Annotated in this window: 14 protein-coding genes; 1 reads left to right on the forward strand and 13 read right to left on the reverse strand. The window is 63.9% G+C overall.

Features of this window, described 5'->3' with window-relative positions:
• The first annotated feature begins 4 nt into the window (after positions 1-4).
• Entirely contained in the window at positions 5-3,898 is a 3,894-nt protein-coding gene (gene purL, locus I6L48_RS12600; RefSeq protein WP_113070128.1) for a phosphoribosylformylglycinamidine synthase, read from the forward strand.
• 268 nt (positions 3,899-4,166) lie between these two features.
• Here purL and nuoN read toward each other — a convergent pair whose 3' ends face one another.
• The 13 genes from nuoN to I6L48_RS12665 form a co-directional block, all read right to left on the reverse strand.
• Positions 4,167-5,630 carry an NADH-quinone oxidoreductase subunit NuoN gene (nuoN, locus tag I6L48_RS12605; RefSeq protein WP_180898926.1) on the reverse strand — a complete coding sequence of 488 codons (1,464 nt, stop codon included), beginning with the start codon at positions 5,628-5,630 and terminating at the stop codon, positions 4,167-4,169.
• 43 nt (positions 5,631-5,673) lie between these two features.
• On the reverse strand, positions 5,674-7,191 hold the full coding sequence (gene nuoM, locus I6L48_RS12610) for an NADH-quinone oxidoreductase subunit M (RefSeq protein WP_010675038.1): 1,518 nt from the start codon (positions 7,189-7,191) through the stop codon (positions 5,674-5,676).
• A 69-nt stretch (positions 7,192-7,260) separates the two neighbouring features.
• Positions 7,261-9,108 carry an NADH-quinone oxidoreductase subunit L gene (gene nuoL, locus I6L48_RS12615; protein ID WP_113070130.1) on the reverse strand — a complete coding sequence of 616 codons (1,848 nt, stop codon included), beginning with the start codon at positions 9,106-9,108 and terminating at the stop codon, positions 7,261-7,263.
• Positions 9,105-9,413, reverse strand: a complete 309-nt coding sequence (nuoK, locus tag I6L48_RS12620; protein WP_010675036.1) for an NADH-quinone oxidoreductase subunit NuoK — start codon at positions 9,411-9,413, stop codon at positions 9,105-9,107. The genes nuoL and nuoK overlap by 4 nt, the downstream gene beginning before the upstream one ends.
• Positions 9,414-9,492: 79 nt before the next feature.
• Complete coding sequence (gene nuoJ, locus I6L48_RS12625) at positions 9,493-10,032, reverse strand: NADH-quinone oxidoreductase subunit J (RefSeq protein WP_010675035.1); 540 nt, start codon at positions 10,030-10,032, stop codon at positions 9,493-9,495.
• 9 nt (positions 10,033-10,041) lie between these two features.
• Positions 10,042-10,584 carry an NADH-quinone oxidoreductase subunit NuoI gene (gene nuoI, locus I6L48_RS12630; protein ID WP_010675034.1) on the reverse strand — a complete coding sequence of 181 codons (543 nt, stop codon included), beginning with the start codon at positions 10,582-10,584 and terminating at the stop codon, positions 10,042-10,044.
• A gap of 90 nt (positions 10,585-10,674) precedes the next feature.
• Entirely contained in the window at positions 10,675-11,640 is a 966-nt protein-coding gene (gene nuoH / locus I6L48_RS12635) for an NADH-quinone oxidoreductase subunit NuoH (RefSeq protein WP_113070131.1), read from the reverse strand.
• Complete coding sequence (nuoG, locus tag I6L48_RS12640) at positions 11,637-14,366, reverse strand: NADH-quinone oxidoreductase subunit NuoG (protein ID WP_216987294.1); 2,730 nt, start codon at positions 14,364-14,366, stop codon at positions 11,637-11,639. The genes nuoH and nuoG overlap by 4 nt, the downstream gene beginning before the upstream one ends.
• A 57-nt stretch (positions 14,367-14,423) precedes the next feature.
• Complete coding sequence (gene nuoF / locus I6L48_RS12645) at positions 14,424-15,809, reverse strand: NADH-quinone oxidoreductase subunit NuoF (RefSeq protein WP_113977587.1); 1,386 nt, start codon at positions 15,807-15,809, stop codon at positions 14,424-14,426.
• Positions 15,806-16,345, reverse strand: a complete 540-nt coding sequence (gene nuoE, locus I6L48_RS12650; RefSeq protein ID WP_010675030.1) for an NADH-quinone oxidoreductase subunit NuoE — start codon at positions 16,343-16,345, stop codon at positions 15,806-15,808. Before nuoE ends, nuoF begins: the two co-directional genes overlap by 4 nt.
• Positions 16,346-16,417: 72 nt before the next feature.
• Positions 16,418-18,187 (reverse strand): NADH-quinone oxidoreductase subunit C/D, encoded by a 1,770-nt coding sequence (nuoC, locus tag I6L48_RS12655; RefSeq protein WP_197713285.1) that lies wholly within the window; start codon positions 18,185-18,187, stop codon positions 16,418-16,420.
• Between the two features lie 38 nt (positions 18,188-18,225).
• On the reverse strand, positions 18,226-18,900 hold the full coding sequence (locus tag I6L48_RS12660) for an NADH-quinone oxidoreductase subunit B family protein (protein WP_010675028.1): 675 nt from the start codon (positions 18,898-18,900) through the stop codon (positions 18,226-18,228).
• 29 nt (positions 18,901-18,929) lie between these two features.
• Positions 18,930-19,334 carry an NADH-quinone oxidoreductase subunit A gene (locus I6L48_RS12665; RefSeq protein WP_109113057.1) on the reverse strand — a complete coding sequence of 135 codons (405 nt, stop codon included), beginning with the start codon at positions 19,332-19,334 and terminating at the stop codon, positions 18,930-18,932.
• Between the last annotated feature and the right edge of the window lie 75 nt (positions 19,335-19,409).

Here is a 19,409-nt window from a genome sequence, read left to right on the forward strand (position 1 = left end):
GTATATGGAAATCTTGCGTGGTGCCCCAGCACTGTCTGAGTTTCGTGTCCACAAGCTGCTGCAGAGCTGCGCACAGAGAGGAGTAGAGATAGCAAGCGTCTATGCGGAATACGTGCATTTTGCCGAGCTGACGAGCCCGCTGTCGCCCCCCGAGCGAGCGACCTTGGGCCAGCTTCTGCGCTACGGCCCGACCATCCCGGAACACACCCCCAGCGGTCAGCTGTTCCTCGTTACCCCCCGCCCCGGCACTATCTCCCCCTGGTCTTCCAAAGCAACCGACATCGCCCACAACTGCGGCCTGAAACAGGTCAAGCGGCTGGAGCGCGGCATTGCCTATTACGTGCAGGCCAAGGGTGAGCTGAGCGTGGCCCAGCGCAGCGAGATCGCGGCCCTGCTGCACGATCGCATGATGGAAGTGGTCTTTGCCGAGATGAACGAGGCCGCCGCCCTGTTTGCTCACCACGAGCCGCGCCCCTTTACCCAGGTAGATGTGCTGGGTGGTGGTCGCGCCGCCCTGGCAGAGGCCAACGTGACCCTGGGTCTGGCCCTGGCCGATGACGAAATAGATTACCTGGTGACCAACTTCACCCGGCTGGGTCGCAATCCCAACGACATCGAGCTCTACATGTTTGCCCAGGCGAACTCCGAGCACTGCCGCCACAAGATCTTCAACGCCGACTGGACCATAGACGGCGAACAGCAGCCCAAGTCGCTGTTCAAGATGATCAAGAACACCTTCGAGCAGACGCCGGATCATGTCCTGTCTGCCTACAAAGACAACGCCGCGGTGATGGAAGGCAGCCAGGGTGGCCGCTTCTTCCCGAGCCCCGCCAACGGTGAGTACCAGTATCACCAGGAGCGTGTCGACATCCTGATGAAGGTGGAGACCCACAACCACCCGACCGCCATCTCTCCCTTCCCGGGGGCCGCCACCGGCTCCGGCGGCGAAATCCGCGACGAGGGTGCGACAGGCCGTGGCGCCAAGCCCAAGGCGGGCCTGGTGGGCTTCTCCGTCTCCAACCTGCGCATCCCCGGTTTCGAGCAGCCCTGGGAGCAGGACTTCGGCAAGCCGAGCCGCATCGTCAGCGCCTTTGACATCATGCAGGAAGGGCCCCTTGGCGGCGCCGCCTTCAACAACGAATTCGGTCGCCCTGCCATCCTGGGTTACTTCCGTACCTTCGAAGAGCAGGTGCCGAGCCACAACGGCGTCGAGGTGCGCGGCTACCACAAGCCCATCATGCTGGCGGGCGGTATCGGCAACATCCGCAGCGAGCACGTCCAGAAAGGGGAGATCCCGGTGGGGGCGGCCCTCATCGTGCTGGGTGGTCCGGCCATGAACATCGGCCTGGGTGGCGGCGCAGCCTCCTCCATGGCGTCCGGTCAGTCTGCCGAAGATCTCGACTTCGCCTCCGTGCAGCGTGACAACCCCGAGATGGAGCGTCGTTGCCAGGAAGTGATCGACCGCTGCTGGCAACTGGGGGACGACAACCCCATCGTCTTCATCCACGACGTGGGCGCCGGTGGTCTCTCCAACGCCATGCCGGAGCTGGTGAGCGACGGGGATCGCGGTGGTCGCTTCGACCTGCGTGCCATCCCGAACGACGAGCCGGGCATGAGCCCGCTGGAAGTCTGGTGCAACGAATCCCAGGAGCGCTATGTGCTGGCCGTGGCCCAAGACAAGCTGCCTCTGTTCAAGGCCTTGTGCGAGCGCGAACGCGCCCCCTATGCCGTCATCGGCACCGCCACCGAAGAGAAGCATCTCACTCTCTCTGATGATCACTTTGACAACCAGCCCATCGATCTGCCGCTGGACGTGCTGCTTGGCAAGGCGCCCAAGATGCACCGCGACGTGCAGAGCCTGCCCGCCCAGGGCAAGGCGCTGCAACTGGACGGCATCACCCTCAGCGACGCCGCCGAGCGCGTGCTGCGCCTGCCGACCGTGGCGGAGAAGTCCTTCCTCATCACCATCGGCGATCGCACCGTAACGGGCCTCGTCAACCGCGACCAGATGGTCGGCCCCTGGCAGATCCCGGTGGCTGACTGCGCCGTCACCGCCGCGACCTACGACAGCTACCACGGTGAAGCCATGTCCATGGGCGAGCGCACCCCGGTGGCGCTGCTCTCTCATGCCGCCTCCGCTCGCATGGCGGTGGCCGAGGCCCTGACCAACCTGGCTCCGGCCAATATCGGCTCCCTCAAGCGGGTCAAGCTCTCCGCCAACTGGATGTCTGCCGCCGGTCACCCGGGTGAAGATGCGGGCCTCTACGAGGCGGTGAAGGCGGTGGGCGAGGAGCTCTGCCCGGCCCTTGGCATCACCATCCCGGTGGGCAAGGACTCCATGTCCATGAAGACCCGCTGGCAGCAGGACGGGGAAGAGCGCAGCGTCACCTCGCCGCTCTCCCTGCTCATCTCCGCCTTTGCCCGGGTCGAGGACGTGCGCAATACCGTGACCCCGCAACTGCGCACCGATCTCGGTGAGACCGACCTTATCCTGATCGACCTTGGCAACGGCAAGCAGCGCCTCGGCGCCTCGGCCCTGGCCCAGGTCTATCGCCAGCTTGGGCAAAGCGCCCCGGATCTGGACAACCCGGTTCAGCTCAAGGGCTTCTTCAACGCCATCCAGGCGCTGGTGGCGGATCGCAAGCTGATTGCCTACCACGACCGCTCCGACGGCGGCCTCTTCGTCACCCTGACCGAGATGGCGTTTGCCGGTCACTGCGGCCTCGACATCCAGCTCGATCGCGTGGGTGGCGACCTGCTGCCGGCCCTGTTCAACGAGGAGCTGGGTGCCGTCATCCAGGTTCGTCGCGAAGACAAGGAAGCGGTGCTGACCCTGCTGGCCGGTCACGGTCTGGCAGCCTGCTCCCACGTGCTGGGCACGGTGCGCGAAGACGACCTCATCCTGTTCCAGCGTGCCGGCAGCGAGGTTTATCGCGCCAGCCGCACCGCCCTTCGCACCATCTGGGGCGAGACCAGCTGGCAGATGCAGCGCCTGCGGGACAACCCGGAGTGCGCCGATCAGGAGCATGCCACCCGCCAGGACGCCACCGATCCGGGTCTGCAGGCCAGGCTCACCTACAACCCGTCCGACGACGTGGCCGCGCCCTATATCGCTCGCGGGGTTTCTCCCCGTCTGGCGGTGCTGCGCGAGCAGGGGGTCAACTCCCACGTGGAGATGGCGGCCGCCTTTGACCGCGCCGGCTTCACCGCTGTCGACGTGCACATGAGCGACATCCTCGAGGGGCGCATCAAGCTGGAAGATTTCCAGACCCTGGTGGCCTGTGGCGGCTTCTCCTACGGCGACGTGCTGGGGGCGGGGGAAGGCTGGGCCAAGTCCATCCTGTTCAACGACAACGCCCGTGAGCAGTTCCAGCGCTTCTTCGAGCGCGGCGATACCCTCTCCCTGGGGGTGTGCAACGGCTGCCAGATGATGTCCAACCTGCGCGACCTCATCCCGGGGGCCGATCTCTGGCCGCGCTTCGTGCGCAACCGCTCCGAGCGCTTCGAGGCGCGCTTCAGCCTGGTGGAAGTGCAGGACTCCCCGTCCGCCTTCTTCGCCGGGATGGCGGGCTCCGTGATGCCGATTGCCGTCTCCCACGGGGAAGGGCGCGTTGAAGTGCGCGATGCCGCTCACCTGGCTGCGCTGCAACAGAGCGGTCTGGTGGGGCTGCGTTTCGTGGACAACCGCGGCAACGTCACCGTGCAATACCCGGCCAACCCCAACGGCTCCCCTGACGGTATCACCGCGGTGACCAGTGCGGACGGCCGCGCCACCATCATGATGCCGCACCCGGAGCGGGTGTTCCGCACCGTGGCCAACTCCTGGCACCCGGACAACTGGGGTGAGGATGGCGCCTGGATGCGCATGTTCAGAAACGCGAGAGTCCGTCTGGGCTAAGCGTCAGCAAGAAACCAAAAACCGGCCCTTGTGGCCGGTTTTTTTATGGGCATGGGTCTGAGAATGGGGAGGGCAGGAGGAGACGAGCACGATGGGGGCAAGGCCGTCTTCAGCTCGCTGCTCCGCCAGCCGCTTGCTGGAGGATATGGCATGGATTGAGGGGACCGATCTGGTATCGCCAGCCAGACGGGCAAGCCGGAGCGGGCCTTGGCGGACATAAAAAAACCGGCCACGGAGGCCGGTTTTGCTGTGTGAACTGAACCTGAGGCTAGCGCAGCACCACGTGCTGGAAGCCCTGCACCAGACTGATGACGGGTTGGGGGTAGATGCCGAGCAATACCACCAGAATGGCGGAGAGCAGCACCACCAGGCCCCCGGAGGAGAAGGCCCAGTCTGCCCTGGCATCGCGCAGTTGCATGCCGGGTTCACGCAGGTAGAGGGTGACCATGACCCGCAGGTAGTAGTAGAGCCCCAGGGCACTGCCGAGCACGATGGCGCCACTGAGCCACCACAGCTTGGCATCGACGGTGACGCCGATGAGGTAGAACTTGCCGATGAAGCCCAGCGTCATGGGGATACCCGCGAGGGAGAGCATCATCACCGTCATCACCGCCGTCAGATAGGGGCGCTTCCAGAACAGACCGCGATAACTGTGCAGGGAGTCCGCATCCTTGCCGCGATAGGGGCTGGACATCATGCTGATGACGCCGAAGGCCCCCAGGCTGGTGAACAGATACATCAGCAGGTAGACACCCGCCGCTTCCACCGGCATCTCGCCGAGGCGGCTTGCCACCACCACTGCCAGCAGATAGCCGAAGTGGGAGATGGAGGAGTAACCCATCATCCGCTTGATGTTGGTCTGGATCAGCGCCAGGAGGTTGCCGACCACGATGGAGAGGACCGCCATGGCCGCCAGCAGCCAGTGGATCATGGGATCCGAGGTGGCGGGTACCGCCAGGTAGAAGCGCAGCAGCACGCAGAACACGGCTATCTTGCTCACGGTGGCGAGGAAGGTGGCCACCGGTGCCGGCGCCCCTTCATAGACGTCCGGGGTCCAGAGGTGGAAGGGGGCGAGGGACAGCTTGAACGCAAAGCCGACCAGCATCAGGCCAAAGCCCCCCATCAGCAGCGGATGGTGAGCCGGGCTCTGGGCCAGGGTCACACCGAGATCGCTGAAGCTCAGGCTTCCGGCCTGGGCGTAGAGCAGTGCCATGCCGAACAGCAGGAAGGCGGTGGCACTGGCGGAGAGCACCATGTACTTGATGCTGGCTTCCAGCGAGTGCCGCTCGCGATAGGCATACCCCACCAGACCGAACATGGGCAGGGTCAGCATCTCGATCCCGATGAAGAGCGAGGCGAGGTGACGGGAGGCCGCCAGCACCAGACCACCGGCGGTGGCGATGAGCAGCAGCAGGTAGAACTCTTCCCGGTTGTCCGGATAGCCCTTGAGCCAGGTGCGACCGAAGGTGCAGGTGGCCAGGGCCCCGATGAGCACCAGCCCCATGTAGAAGACCGCGTAAGCGTCCACTTGCAGCAGGGGAGTGACCCCCTGATCCCCCTGGGCCATCACGATGGGCAGGGAGAAGAGCGCGAAGTTGAGGCCGATGATGGTGACCACGAAGGCGGTGTCGTCACAGCGCTTCCAGGCGATGGCCAGCATCAGGGCCACCATGGCCCCCGTGGTCAGCAACAGGGGCAGCAGGGCCAGCAGTTGAGAAACAGTAAACGTCATGACAGTGCTCCCGACATGGACAAGGAAGGCGAAAGAGAAAGCATCATTGCAGCGCCCCCGTGCCCGGCAGCGCGTACCAGTGCAGCACGCTCAGGAGGCTGCTGCTGGCGGTGTCGAGTACCGGCTGGGGATAAAGACCGAGCAGCACCAAGAGGCCGGCGATGGTCAGCATCATGGTCAGCTCCCGGGTATCCAGCCCCTTGAGCATGCTCTCCTCCCGGGGCGTCCCGAAGCAGGCCCGCTGCAGCATGATGAGGGAGTAGACCGAGGCCAGCACCAGCCCGAAGGTGGCGATGACGGTGATGACGGGAGCCACCTGGAAGCTGCCGATGAGGATCAGGAACTCGCCGACGAAGTTGCCGGTCCCCGGCATCCCGAGGGATGCAACGGAGAAGAACAGCATCACGCCGGGCAGGTAGCGCAGCCGTCCCCAGAGACCGCCCATCTGGCGCAGATCCCGGGTGTGCAGACGCTCGTAGAGCTGACCGCACAGGATGAAGAGGCCGGCGGCTGAGAGCCCGTGGGCAATCATCTGTACCACTGCCCCTTGCAGGGCGAGCTCGCTGCCGGAGTAAATGGCGATCATCACGAAGCCCATGTGGGAGATGCTGGTGTAGGCAACCAGCCGCTTGATGTCGGTCTGGGCAAAGGCCAGCAGGGCGCCATAGACGATGCCGATGAGGCCGAGCACCATGGCGTAGGGGGCAAACTCGGCGGACGCCTCGGGGAAGAGCGGCAGAGTGAAGCGCAGCAGGCCGTAGGCCGCGGTTTTCAGCAAGATGCCCGCGAGATCCACGGAGCCTGCGGTGGGCGCCTGGCTGTGGGCGTCAGGGAGCCAGCCATGGAGCGGCACCAGGGGCATCTTGACCGCGAAGGCGATGAAGAAGCCCAGCATCAGCAGCCACTGTACCGTGCTGCTCATGGGGGTGTTGAGCAGTTCCTGATAGTTGAAGGTGAAGACACCGGTGGCGGCGTGGTGGGTCAGTACCAGGCCCAGGATGGCCACCAGCATGATGAGGCCGCTCGCCTGGGTGTAGATGAAGAACTTGGTGGCGGCGTTGATGCGCGACTTGCCATCGGTGACCGAGTGGCCCCAGAGCGCGATCAGGAAGTACATCGGCACCAGCATCATCTCCCAGAAGAAGAAGAAGAGGAACAGATCCACCGCCATGAAGACGCCGAGCACGCCCCCCAGGATCCACAGCAGGTTGAGGTGGAAGAAGCCGATGCGCTGGACGATCTCCTTCCAGGAACAGAGGATGGCCAGCACGCCGATGAAGCTGGTGAGGATCACCATCAGGAGCGACAGCCCGTCCACGGCGAGGTGCAGGGAGATGCCGAAGCGGGGGATCCAGGGTTGTTGCCACTCGGCTGCCCAGACGGGGAGGCCGGGGTTGGCGAGGGTGAAGTCACCACCGAGCCAGATGGCGCTGGAGAGCACCAGACAGGCGCTCATGGAGGCGAGGGCCACCCAGCGGACAAACTGTCCGCCGAGCCGCTCCATCTGCCAGCAGAGCAAGCCGCCGATGAAGGGAATTAGCAAGATCCAGAGTAAGGTCACGATATCAGCTCTCATCTAGGTTCTAGTCGGGCAGGCGCTGAGCCTGCCACACAATATTGGGCTCATGGATCAGCCGAGCAGCAGCAGGGCCAGGATCAGGGCGGCGCCCATCCCCATGGAGGCTGCGTACCAGCGCAACTTGCCGGAGACGGTCCAGGCCAGCAGCTGATGCCCCCCCTGGGCCAGCACGGCGGGCAGGTTCATCATCCTGTCCAGCGGATCCTTGCCGAGCAGGCGAGTCGCCAGCAGGTAGGGCTTGACCCAAATCAGGTCATAAAGCCAGTCAAAGCCCCAGGCATTGAACCAGAGGGTGGACAGAGCCCGCCCCGGTGCACTCTGTGCTATCCCCTTCGCCAGGCGACGTTCGCCGAGGAAGAGGAAGGCGGCCAGCGCTATGCCTGCCACGGCGATGACGCCGGAGAGGATCTCGAGGCCATGGCGTCCCTCTTCGATGTGATCCCCGGGGCCTGCCGGCAGTACTCCGGCGAGCGGCGGCACTATCAATGCACCCACCCCGGTGGAGAGCACCAGCAGCACCAGCAGTGGCAGATGGTGGGCAAGGCCCTGTCCGGCGTGAGCCTGGGTCTGCTCCTTGCCGTGGAAGGCGATGAAGATGAGGCGGAAGGTGTAGAGGGAGGTGAGGAAGGCACCACCCAGACCGGCCCACAGCAGGGCGCTCTGGCCGCTGGCCTGCACCTGCCAGAGGATGGCGTCTTTACTGTAGAAACCGGCGGTCACCAGTGGCAGTGCGGCGAGCGCCGAGCCCCCCACCAGGAAGCAGGCGTAGACCAGCGGCAGCGATTTGCGCAGCCCCCCCATCTTGAAGATGTTCTGCTCGTGGTGGGTCGCAACGATGACGGCCCCGGCGGAGAGGAACAAGAGCGCCTTGAAGAAGGCGTGGGTCATCAGGTGGAAGATGGCCCCTTCCCAGGCACCAACGCCGAGGGCCAGGAACATGTAGCCTATCTGGCTCATGGTGGAGTAAGCCAGGATCCGCTTGATGTCGGTCTGCACCAGGGCGGCGAAGCCTGCCAGCACCAGGGTAATGACACCGACCAGGGCCACCAGATGGAGGATCTCGGGAGCCAGCAGGAAGAGGCCGTGGGTGCGGGCGATGAGGTAGACGCCGGCAGTCACCATGGTGGCCGCGTGGATCAGCGCCGAAACCGGGGTCGGACCCGCCATGGCGTCCGCCAGCCAGGTCTGCAGCGGCAGCTGGGCTGACTTGCCGACCGCGCCGCCGAGCAGCATCAGGCAGGCAAACGACAGAGCAGGGGAGCCGTCGGCAAACATCGCAGGGGCTCGCACCAGCAGCTCGTGAATGTTGAGGGTGCCGAGCTCGCGGTAGAGCACGAAGAGCCCGATGGCGAGGAAGACGTCGCCGACCCGGGTCACCACGAACGCCTTGAGGGCGGCGGCGCCGTTGTTGCGATCCTTGTAGTAGAAGCCGATCAGCAGGTAGCTGCACAGCCCCACTCCTTCCCAGCCCAGATAGACGAACAGCAGGTCATCGGCCAGCACCAGGAACAGCATGCTGGCGATGAAGAGGTTGGTGTAGGTGAAGAAGCGTGAATACCCCTCTTCCCCACGCATGTACCAGGAGGCGAACAGGTGGATGAAGAAGCCCACCCCGGTCACGACCCCCAGCATGGTCAGTGACAGCCCGTCCAGGGAGAGACGGAAGGCGGGCTGGAACTCGCCCACCGTCATCCACTGCCACAGGGTCTGGGTATAGACGCCGCCTTCCGGCATGGTATTGAGGAAATCGATGCCGACCCACAGGGTAGTGAGGGCCGAGAGACCGATGCTGCCGACACCGATGAGCGCCGAGGTGCGCTCGCCGAGGCGGCCGAGGGAGAAGGCCAGCAGCAGCCATCCCAGCAGCGGGAACAGGAAAGTCAGATATAGGAGGCTCATCCGCGCATCTCGCTCACAGTGTCCACGTTCAGGGTGTGGTAACGACGATAGAGCAGCAGTAACAGGGCGAGGCCGATACTGGCCTCCGCTGCCGCCAGAGAAATCACCAGTATGTACATGATCTGGCCGTCGGCCTGGGCCCAGCGGCTACCCGCCACCACGAACGCCAGGGCGGACGCGTTCATCATGATTTCGATACTCATGAGGATAAACAACAGGTTGCGGCGTATCAGCAGGCCGCACAGGCCGATGGCAAACAAAATGGCCGCCAGCAGGAGGCCGTGCTCCATGGGAATTCCACTCATCGCCATGCTCCTTGTGCTTGCTGGATGGAAAGGGGGCGGGCTGCCGGCAGCAGGCCATGCCTCACCACGGGGATGTCGCTCATTGCTGACCTCCTTCCTGTGTGGTGCGAGGCACGGAGAGCACTTCCCCGCTCTTGTCCTCGCGGCCCAGGTGATAGGCGGTGACCAGACCCGCCAGCAGCAGGATGGAGGCGAGCTCCACCGCCAGCACATAGGGGCCGAACAGGGCGATACCGACTTCCTTGGCGCTGACCTCGGTCAGACCCAGTTCACCGCCGGTCACGCCGAGAATGCCGTGGGCCAGAAAGCCCAGCAAAATGAGGGAGAGCAGGGCCGGGCCACCCCAGGTCATGGGGGTGAGCCACTTCTTCTCCTGATCCTGGGCGCTCCCCAGGTTCAGCATCATCACCACGAACACGAACAGCACCATGATGGCGCCGGCGTAGACGATCACCTGCAGGGCCCCCGCAAAGGCGGCGCCCAGGCAGAAGAAGATCATGGCCACGGCGATGAGGGAGATGATGAGATTGAGCAGCGCATGCATGGGGTTGCTGGTGCTGATCACCCGCAGCGTGCTGTAAACGGCGACTAGGGCCGCGGCATAGAATGCCAGTTCCATGATTGACTCCTAGGGCAGCAGGCTCTTGACATCGATGGGCTTGGCTTCGTTCTCGGCATCCCCTTTGGGTTTGCCGTCGATGGCCATCCCGCTCATGCGGTAGAAGTTGTAGTCCGGGTATTTGCCGGGGCCGCTTATCAGCAGATCTTCCTTCTCGTACACCAGATCCTGGCGACGATACTCCCCCATCTCGAAATCCGGCGTCAGCTGGATGGCGGTGGTGGGGCAGGCCTCCTCGCACAGGCCGCAGAAGATGCAGCGGGAGAAGTTGATGCGAAAGAACTCCGGGTACCAGCGGCCATCTTCCCGCTCCGACTTCTGCAAGGAGATGCAACCGACCGGGCAGGCGACCGCACACAGGTTGCACGCCACGCAGCGTTCGTCCCCATCGGGATCTCGGGTCAGTACGATGCGACCGCGAAAACGGGGGGCTGCGTAGACCGGCTGCTCCGGGTAGCTCAGGGTTTCACGGGGGCGCCAGGCATGGGAGAAGACCATCCCAAGACTGCGCAACTGGGTGCCAACACCCTTGATAATGCTCGTAATTTTCATAGGTGCCTCACTGCACATTTATCAGCACTGGCGTCTGGGCGCTTCCTTGCCGCAGACGGCCGAATCATCGTCATGTCCATCTCGTTTTGCTCACGCATTCATCAGCACCACGGCAGCGGTGACCAGCATGTTGAGCAGGGTCAGGGGCAGGCACACTTTCCAGCCAAAGGACATCACCTGGTCGAAGCGCGGGCGGGGCAGGGAGGCCCGCAGCAGGATGAAGAACACCATGAAACAGGCGGTCTTCAGGGCGAACCAGATGAAGGGCGGCAGCCAGGGGCCGTGCCAGCCACCGAAGAAGAGGGTCACGATGAGGGAAGAGATCAGCACGATGCCGATGTACTCCCCCACGAAGAAGAGACCCCACTTCATGCCCGCGTACTCGATGTGATAGCCGTCGGCGAGCTCCTGCTCGGCCTCCGGCTGGTCAAACGGGTGACGGTGGGTGACGGCGACCCCGGCAAACAGGAAGGTAACGAAGCCCAGGATCTGGGGGATCACGTTCCACATGCCGGCCTGGGCCTCGACGATGTCACGCAGGTTGAAACTGCCGGTCTGGATGACGATGCCCATGAGCGAGAGGCCAAGGAACACCTCGTAGGAGAGGGTCTGGGCCGAGGCGCGCAGGCTGCCGAGCAGGGAGTACTTGTTGTTGCTCGACCAGCCGGCGAACAGCACGGCATAGACCGCCAGCCCGGCGATCGCCAGGATATAGAGCAGCCCCACGTTGAGATCCGCCACGCCCCAGGTGGGGGTGATGGGCACCACCGCAAACGCCAGGATGAAGGAGGTAAAGGCGATGATGGGGGCCAGCACGAAGATCCGGCGATCCGCAAAGGGCGGGATCCAGTCCTCCTTGAAGAACATCTTGACCATGTCAGCCGCCAGTTGCAGCAGGCCGAAGGGGCCAACCCGGTTGGGGCCGTAACGGTCCTGCCACAGTGCCAGCAGGCGGCGCTCGATGAAGCTCATGAAGGCGCCGGCCCCCACGATCCCCACGAGCACGACCAGGGCCTTGCCGACCTCGATCAGCAGATCCATCAGAGAGTCGCTCATGCGATGACCTCCTGCAGGTTATCGATCAGGGCACGGTGCAGGGCGGTCGGCAGGCCGTTCACCCCGAGTGGCAACCCTGCCAGGCCCGGAGCCAGCGCATCGCTCAGGCGCAGACGCAGGCGCCAGTGGTTGCCACCCCAGGAGAAGGTCACCAGTGCGTCAGGGGACAGTGCCAGGCGCTCGGCATCCGTCGGGTTCAGTACCAGGGTGGGTTCCCCCATGCGAGCCTGGATGACCGGGCTTCTGGCGGAGAGCTCCTCGCCACCGAACAGCTGGTCATAGCTCACCACCTGCAGGGATGCGGCGGGCTGGAAGGGAGCCGGGATGGCACCAAACCAGCCCAGGTTGCCTTCGTCCGGCTCCAGCAGGCGGCGACCGGGATCCCCGGCACGCAGGTTGCCACCCACCTCGTCCTGGAACTTGTTCCAGGCGGAGGGGGAGTTCCAGCCCGGCGCCCAGGCAAACGGTACCTGGGAGAGGGGCTGGCGGGCACCGGCGTAGCCTTCCATGGAGAAGGCGAACGGTGAATCGGGATCCTGGGCGACTCTGGGCTCGCTCACGTTTTGGTTCGCCAGCATGGAGGTGCGACCACTGTAGCGGTGCGGCTCCCGGGCGAGCTTCATGCCGCGAATGCGCAGGCCGGCGTTGGGTGCAGCTTCCCCCATGGTGGTGAGCAGCGGGGCGCTGGCGGCGCAATCGCGACTCACATCGTCGAAGGTGTTCCAGCGAACCGAACGCGGTTGCTGGCTCCCTTGCAGGGCATCCAGCCAGCGCCAGCTTTCGCGCACCTGGATATCGGCGTTGTAGAAGGCGGGAGCATAGACCTGGAAGAAGCGCTGGGCGCGGCCTTCCATGTTGACCAGGGTGCCATCGCCTTCGGCAAAACTGGCGGCAGGCAGCACCAGATCCGCCTTCTTCGCGGTGGCCGTCTCCTGATGGTCGATGACCAGCAGGTGTTGCAGGCGATCCAGGGCGGCGTCCACCCGGCTGCGGGGGGCTCGGCGGTAGAGGTCGTTCTCAAGAACGACCAGGGCAAGTCTCTCTTCCCCTTCCATGCGCTCGAGGGCTGCCTCCAGCGGGGCGGCATGCCGGGCCAGCATGGCCAGTCCCAGGCTGTTGGCTTCCTGAGCCACCAGGGCAAGCTCCGCGGCCTGGCCACGGCCCTTGAGGGCGCGGGCGATGTTGCTGGCCGCTTCGATCAGCGCCTCGTTGCGGGCACCATTGCCTGCGATGATGAGGGGCTTTTTGGCGTTGCCAAGCAGATCGGCCCATTGGGCGGCGAGGGCCTGCTGTTCGGGGGAGAGATCCGTTGGTGCCGGTGCACTGGCATCCAGCAGGTGGGCGATGGCAAACCCGAGGCGCGCCTGATCCGCGTGGGGGGCGTGCAGGGTGCTGCTCGCCACGTCATCCAGGCGGGTGGCATCCAGACTGGTGATGAGCAAGGGGTAGCGCTGGTTCTGGGCCAGGGTCTGCACGGCGGCGACCTGCCAGAGATCCACCTTCAGCTTGCGGGCAATTTCGCGCCCCTTGCCTTTCACCGCCTGGCGCAGGGCCAGGGCGATGCGTGCGGCGGTCTGGGTGACATCTTCCCCGAGCACCAGCACGGTGTCGGCCTCTTCCATGTCGCGCAGGCTGGGAGTACGCACGCCGCCGTGCTCCAGAATGTCCAGCATCTTCTGCAGGCATTTCCATTCGCTCTGCTCGACCCCGGAGTAGAAGTTGGCGGCCCCCACCAGTTCGCGCAGGGCGAAGTTGCTCTCCAAGGAGGCGCGGGGTGAGCCGATGCCGATGACGCCGCTGGCGGTGCGCAGCGCATCCGCGGCCCGGTTCAGGGCGCCATCCACCGTGATGGCCAGCTTGTCACTGCCATCCTGCAGCAGGGGCTGGCGCGGGCGGTCGGTCAGATTGACGTGACCGTAGCCGAAGCGGCCGCGATCGCAGAGGAAATAGTGGTTCAGGGCGCCGTGGAAACGGTTCTCGATGCGGCGCAGCTCGCCGTAGCGCTCACCCGGGCTGATGTTGCAGCCGACCGAGCACCCCTGGCAGATGCTGGGGGCGAACTGCATGTCCCACTTGCGGTTGTAACGCTCGGAGTGGGTCTTGTCGGTGAAGACGCCGGTGGGACAGACCTCCACCAGGTTGCCGGAGAATTCGCTCTCCAGAGTGCCATCTTCGACCCGGCCGAAGTAGACGTTGTCGTGGGCGCCATAGACCCCGAGATCCTCGCCACCGGCGTAATCCTTGTAATAGCGCACGCAGCGGTAGCAGGCGATGCAGCGGTTCATCTCGTGGTTGATGAAGGGGCCCAGATCCTGATTCTGGTGGGTGCGCTTGGTGAAACGGTAGCGGCGGCTGTTGTGGCCCGTCATTACCGTCATGTCCTGCAGGTGGCAGGCGCCCCCCTCTTCGCATACCGGGCAGTCGTGGGGATGGTTGGTCATCTGCCACTCCACCACCGTCTTGCGAAACTCCTTCGCCTCTTCATCCTCGATGGAGATATAGGTGCCATCGGTGGAGGGGGTCATGCAGGACATGACCAGGCGGCCGCGCTTGTCGTCGGCATTCTGATACTGTTTGACCGCGCACTGGCGGCAGGCACCGACGCTACCGAGCGCCGGGTGCCAGCAAAAATAGGGGACGTCCAGACCCAGCGACAGACAGGCTTGCAGCAGGTTGTCTGCCCCGTCTACCTCGTACTCTTTACCGTCTACATGAATGGTTGCCATACAACTTCCCTGAAACCTGTTTTATGAAATCGGCTATTGCCCGATGCGTCCTGGCGCTTACCAGCGCTCGCCCAGCAGGTTGGGCTGGATACCCTTGAACAGCTTGTGATTGTCATGGGGGGCCTTGACCCCGGCCTCGAACTCGGACCGGAAATACTTCATCGCACTGCCAAGGGGCTCGACGGCGCCGGGGGCATGGGCACAGAAGGTCTTGCCCGGGCCCAGGAAACTGACCAGCTGTTCCAGGGTCGCGAGATCCTCGGGTTGGCCCTCGCCCCGCTCCAGCGCCCGCAGGATCTTGACGCTCCAGGGCAGGCCGTCGCGGCAGGGGGTGCACCAGCCGCAGGATTCGCGGGCAAAGAACTCCTCCATGTTGCGCAGCAGGGAGACCATGTTGATGCTGTCATCCACCGCCATGGCAAGGCCCGTACCCATGCGGGTGCCCACCTTGCCGATGCCGCCTGCATACATCTGGGCATCCAGGTGCTCGGGCAGCAGGAAGCCGGTGCCGGCGCCGCCCGGTTGCCAGGTTTTCAGGCGATAGCCGGGCTTCATGCCGCCTGCGTACTCCTCGAACAGCTCGCGGGCGGTGATGCCAAAGGGCAGCTCCCACAGGCCGGGATTGTTGACCTTGCCGGAAAAGCCCATCAGCTTGGTGCCGTGATCTTCCGAACCCGGCAGTGCCAGCCCCTGATACCAGGCCACACCGTTGCCGATGATGGCGGGGACGTTGCACAGGGTTTCGACGTTGTTGACGCAGGTGGGCTTGCCCCAGACGCCGGAGACGGCGGGGAAGGGGGGTTTGGCCCGCGGGTTGGCGCGCCGTCCTTCCAGGGAGTTGATGAGGGCCGTCTCTTCGCCGCAGATGTAGCGACCTGCGCCGGTGTGGACGAACAGCTCGAAGTCAAAGCCCGAGCCCAGGATGTTCTTGCCAAGGAACCCCGCGGCCTTGGCCTCTTCCACGGCGCGGCGCAGGTGGATGGCGGCATCCACGTACTCGCCGCGCAGGAAGATGTAGCCGCGATAGGCCTTGAGAGCCCGGGCACTGATGATCATCCCCTCGATCAGCAGGTGAGGCAGCTGCTCCATCAGCATGCGGTCTTTGTAGGTATTGGGTTCCATCTCGTCGGCGTTGCAGAGCAGGTAACGGATGTTCATGCTCTCGTCTTTGGGCATCAGGCCCCACTTCACGCCGGTGGAGAAACCGGCGCCGCCGCGTCCCTTGAGGCCGGCATCCTTGACGGTGCTGACGATGTCATCCGGGCTCATCTGGCCAAGGGCCTTGCGGGCGGCCTCATAGCCCTGTTTTGCCTGATACTCCTCGAGCCACACCGGCTGGCCGTCGTCCCGCAGGCGCCAGGTGAGAGGGTGAGTCTCGGCGGTGCGGGGGATGCGGTTGGCGGTGCCGAGGGAGGCAAGCGTCTTGCCTGGCTGAATGCTCATGGGTAAGCCTCCAGGGTTTTCAGCAGGCTGACGGCATCGAGTCCGCCATAGGTATCGTCATCGATCATGATGGCCGGCCCCTTGTCGCAGTTGCCGAGGCAGCAGACGGGCAACAGGGTGAAGCGGCCATCCGGGGAGGTCTGACCGGGGGCCAGATTGACGACCTCTTTCAGACCGGCAAGCAACTGCTCGTGGCCGTTGATGTAGCAGACCATGCTGTCGCAGACGCGGATGATGTGACGACCCACCGGCTGGCGGAAGATCTGGCTGTAGAAGGTGGCGACCCCTTCCACGTCGCTGGCGGGGATGCCGAGCTCGGCGCCGATGGCGTGAATGGCGCCGTCAGGCACCCAGCCACGGGCCTGTTGCACTATCTTGAGCGCTTCGATGCTGGCTGCACGGGGATCTTCGTAGTGGTGTTTCTCGTGTTCGATGGCATCGCGCTCAGCCTGGCTCAGGACGAAATCTCCCTGCTGGCTGCTGCATGCCCCTTGCCCTTGTGGGGTCTGGTTATTGTGACACTGACATTGGCTCATGACTTGACCTTTTGTGGCTTGTCCCTTTACTGCGCGTCTTGCCCTTCGCCCCGGCTGCCGGGGCGAGAGGACTCAACGATCCACATCTGACATAACGAAATCGATACTGCCCAGGTAGACGATAAGATCCGACACCATCTGGCCGCGGATCACCGAGGGGATCTGCTGCAGGTGAGCAAAGCTCGGGGTGCGGATCCGGGTCCGGTAGCTCATGGTGGAGCCGTCGCTGGTCAGGTAATAGCTGTTGACCCCCTTGGTCGCCTCTATCATCTGGAAGGACTCGGCGGCCGGCATGACAGGCCCCCAGGAGACTTGCAGGAAGTGGGTGATCAGGGTTTCGATGTCCTGCAGGGTGCGCTCTTTGGGCGGTGGCGTGGTGAGCGGGTGATCCGCCTTGAAGGGGCCCTCAGGCATGTTTTTCATGCACTGCTCGATAATCGACAGGCTCTGGCGGATCTCCTCGATGCGCACGGTGGCGCGGTCGTAGGCGTCCCCGTTGCTGCCCACCGGCACCTCGAACTCGAACTGATCGTAACCGGAATAGGGGCGCCATTTGCGCACGTCAAAGTTGAGCCCCGTGGCCCGCAGACCGCCCCCCGTGGTGCCCCAGGCAAGGGCCTGGGCCGTGTTGTAGGCGGCGACGCCGATGGTGCGGCCCCGCAGTATGCTGTTGCGCATGGCCGCCTTTTCATACTCCATCAACCGCTTGGGCAGCCAGCTCAACAGGTTGTCCTGGATGAGGCGGGTCCAGCCGGCAGGCAGATCGTGGGCCACGCCGCCGATACGGAACCAGGCCGGGTGCATGCGGGCTCCGGTGATGGCCTCGATGATGGTGTAGATCTTCTGGCGGTCCGTGAAGGTGAAGAAGACCGGGGTCATGGCCCCCACGTCCTGAATGTAGGTGCCAAGGAACAGCAGGTGGCTCTGGATGCGGAACAGCTCCGCCATCATCACCCGGATCATGTCGACCCGCGCCGGCACCTTGATGCCGGCCAGCTTCTCGACCGCCAGTACATAGGGCAGGTTGTTCATCACGCCGCCCAGGTATTCGACCCGGTCGGTGTAGGGGATGTAGCTGTGCCAGGACTGGCGCTCGCCCATCTTCTCGGCGCCGCGGTGGTGATAGCCGATGTCGGGCACGCAGTCGCGGATCTCTTCCCCGTCGAGTTGCAGCACCAGGCGGAAGGCGCCGTGGGCGGAGGGGTGGTTCGGCCCGAGGTTCAGGAACATGTAGTCCTCGTTCTCGTTGCCGCGGGCCATGCCCCACTCTTCCGGCTTGAACAGCAGGTTGTCCTGCTCCTGATCCTGCTTGACCGCATCGAGCATGAAGGGATCAAACTCGGTGGCGCGCGCCGGGTAGTCCTTGCGCAAGGGGTGCCCTTGCCAGCTCTTGGGCATCATGATGCGGGTCAGATGGGGGTGGCCATCGAAGGTGATCCCCATCAGATCCCACACTTCCCGCTCGTACCAGTTGGCGTTGGGGAAGTGGCGGCTGACGGTGGGCAGATGGAGATCGCTCTCCTTGAGCGCCACTTTCAGCATCACGTCGGCGTTACGGTCGATGGAGATGAGGTGATAGAAGACGGTAAAGTCGCTCTCCGGCAGGCCGTGGCGATGGCTGCGCATCCGTTCGTCGGTGGCGCTGAGATCGAACAGCATCACGAAGGGGGAGGGCAGCTTTTGCAAGAAGCCCATCACGTCCAGCAGCAGATCCCGGGAGAGCCAGATGACCGGCACGCCGGTACGGGTGCTCTGCACGGTGAAGCGCTCGGCACCGAAGTGGGCGAACAGCTCGCCGACCACCTGGGCATCGGCGTGATCGGCGGTTTGCCACTGTGCCATGGTGTAATTGCTTGGGAATTCTCGAGTCAGTTTCATGATCAGATCTCATCCGGCGTGCGCAGGTTGGTCACGTTGATCCGCTCGCCGCGCTTGCGTTCCTTCTCGGATTGCATCTGGGGACGGTAGATCCCCTGATCCCCCACCACCCAGGAGAGGGGGCGGCGTTCCTTGCCGATGGACTCCTGCAGCAGCATCAGGGCTTGCAGGAAGGCCTCGGGGCGGGGCGGGCAGCCCGGAATGTAGACATCGACCGGCAGGAACTTGTCCACCCCCTGTACCACGGAGTAGATGTCATACATGCCGCCGGAGTTGGCGCAGGCCCCCATGGAGATGACCCACTTGGGCTCGAGCAACTGCTCATAGAGCCGCTGGATGACAGGGGCCATCTTGATGAAGGGGGTGCCGGCAATCACCATGAAGTCGGCCTGACGGGGGGAGGCTCGTATGACCTCAGCACCGAAGCGAGCCACGTCGTGGGGAGAGGTGAAGGCGGTACACATCTCCACGTAGCAGCAGGAGATGCCGAAGTTGTAGGGCCAGAGGGAGTTCTTGCGGCCCCAGTTGACGGTGTCTTGCAGCACCTCTTCGAGGCGCCCGATCATGATGCCGCGGGTCGCTTGCTGCGCCAGTGGATCATCGACGGTCTGGCGCTGTTCCTGGGGGTAGCGCTCAACGGGCGCATCCGGGTCAATCCGGGTCAGGGTGTACTTCATGGTGCAACCTCAAAGAGATAATCGGTAGTTCAGTCTGGTTTCTTGTCAGTCAGGACACGCTTTTTCGGGGCCCAGTCGAGGGCACCAATGCGCCACAGGTAGAGGAGGCCTACCAGCAGCAGGGTGATGAAGATGGTGGCTTCGATGAAGCCGACCCAGCCGCTCTCCCGAACGGAGACGGACCAGGCAAAGAGATAGAGGGCTTCGACATCGAAGATGACGAAGAACATGGCGACCAGGTAGAACTTGGCGGAGAAGCGCAGGCGGGCGTTACCGACGGAATCCACCCCGGATTCGAAGGGTTTGTTCTTGGCACGGCCATAGGCGCGTCCCCCCAGCAAGGCCGCCAGGCCTATCATGGTCAAGCAGATACAGATGGCGCCAATGACATAGACAGTAAAAGCCCAGTGCTGGACGGCAATATCAGCAAACATATAGGTTTTTCCCTAACCAAATTAATCATGTGACTTAACAATGATGTTACGTAGTATGCCACTTTCGTACTGATT

Origin of the sequence: Aeromonas sp. FDAARGOS 1418 (assembly GCF_019048585.1) — a bacterium.
GTDB classification, from domain to species: Bacteria; Pseudomonadota; Gammaproteobacteria; order Enterobacterales; family Aeromonadaceae; genus Aeromonas; species Aeromonas caviae.

Coding starts and splice junctions, on each gene's coding strand:
- I6L48_RS12660 (WP_010675028.1), bottom strand. CDS start 18,900: ATGAAGTACACCCTGACCCGGATTGACCCGGATGCGCCCGTTGAGCGC.
- nuoI (WP_010675034.1), bottom strand. CDS start 10,584: ATGAAAATTACGAGCATTATCAAGGGTGTTGGCACCCAGTTGCGCAGT.
- nuoH (WP_113070131.1), bottom strand. CDS start 11,640: ATGAGCGACTCTCTGATGGATCTGCTGATCGAGGTCGGCAAGGCCCTG.
- nuoL (WP_113070130.1), bottom strand. CDS start 9,108: ATGAGCCTCCTATATCTGACTTTCCTGTTCCCGCTGCTGGGATGGCTG.
- nuoN (WP_180898926.1), bottom strand. CDS start 5,630: ATGACGTTTACTGTTTCTCAACTGCTGGCCCTGCTGCCCCTGTTGCTG.
- nuoG (WP_216987294.1), bottom strand. CDS start 14,366: ATGGCAACCATTCATGTAGACGGTAAAGAGTACGAGGTAGACGGGGCA.
- I6L48_RS12665 (WP_109113057.1), bottom strand. CDS start 19,334: ATGTTTGCTGATATTGCCGTCCAGCACTGGGCTTTTACTGTCTATGTC.
- purL (WP_113070128.1), top strand. CDS start 5: ATGGAAATCTTGCGTGGTGCCCCAGCACTGTCTGAGTTTCGTGTCCAC.
- nuoC (WP_197713285.1), bottom strand. CDS start 18,187: ATGGCACAGTGGCAAACCGCCGATCACGCCGATGCCCAGGTGGTCGGC.
- nuoE (WP_010675030.1), bottom strand. CDS start 16,345: ATGAGCCAATGTCAGTGTCACAATAACCAGACCCCACAAGGGCAAGGG.
- nuoK (WP_010675036.1), bottom strand. CDS start 9,413: ATGAGTGGAATTCCCATGGAGCACGGCCTCCTGCTGGCGGCCATTTTG.
- nuoJ (WP_010675035.1), bottom strand. CDS start 10,032: ATGGAACTGGCATTCTATGCCGCGGCCCTAGTCGCCGTTTACAGCACG.
- nuoF (WP_113977587.1), bottom strand. CDS start 15,809: ATGAGCATTCAGCCAGGCAAGACGCTTGCCTCCCTCGGCACCGCCAAC.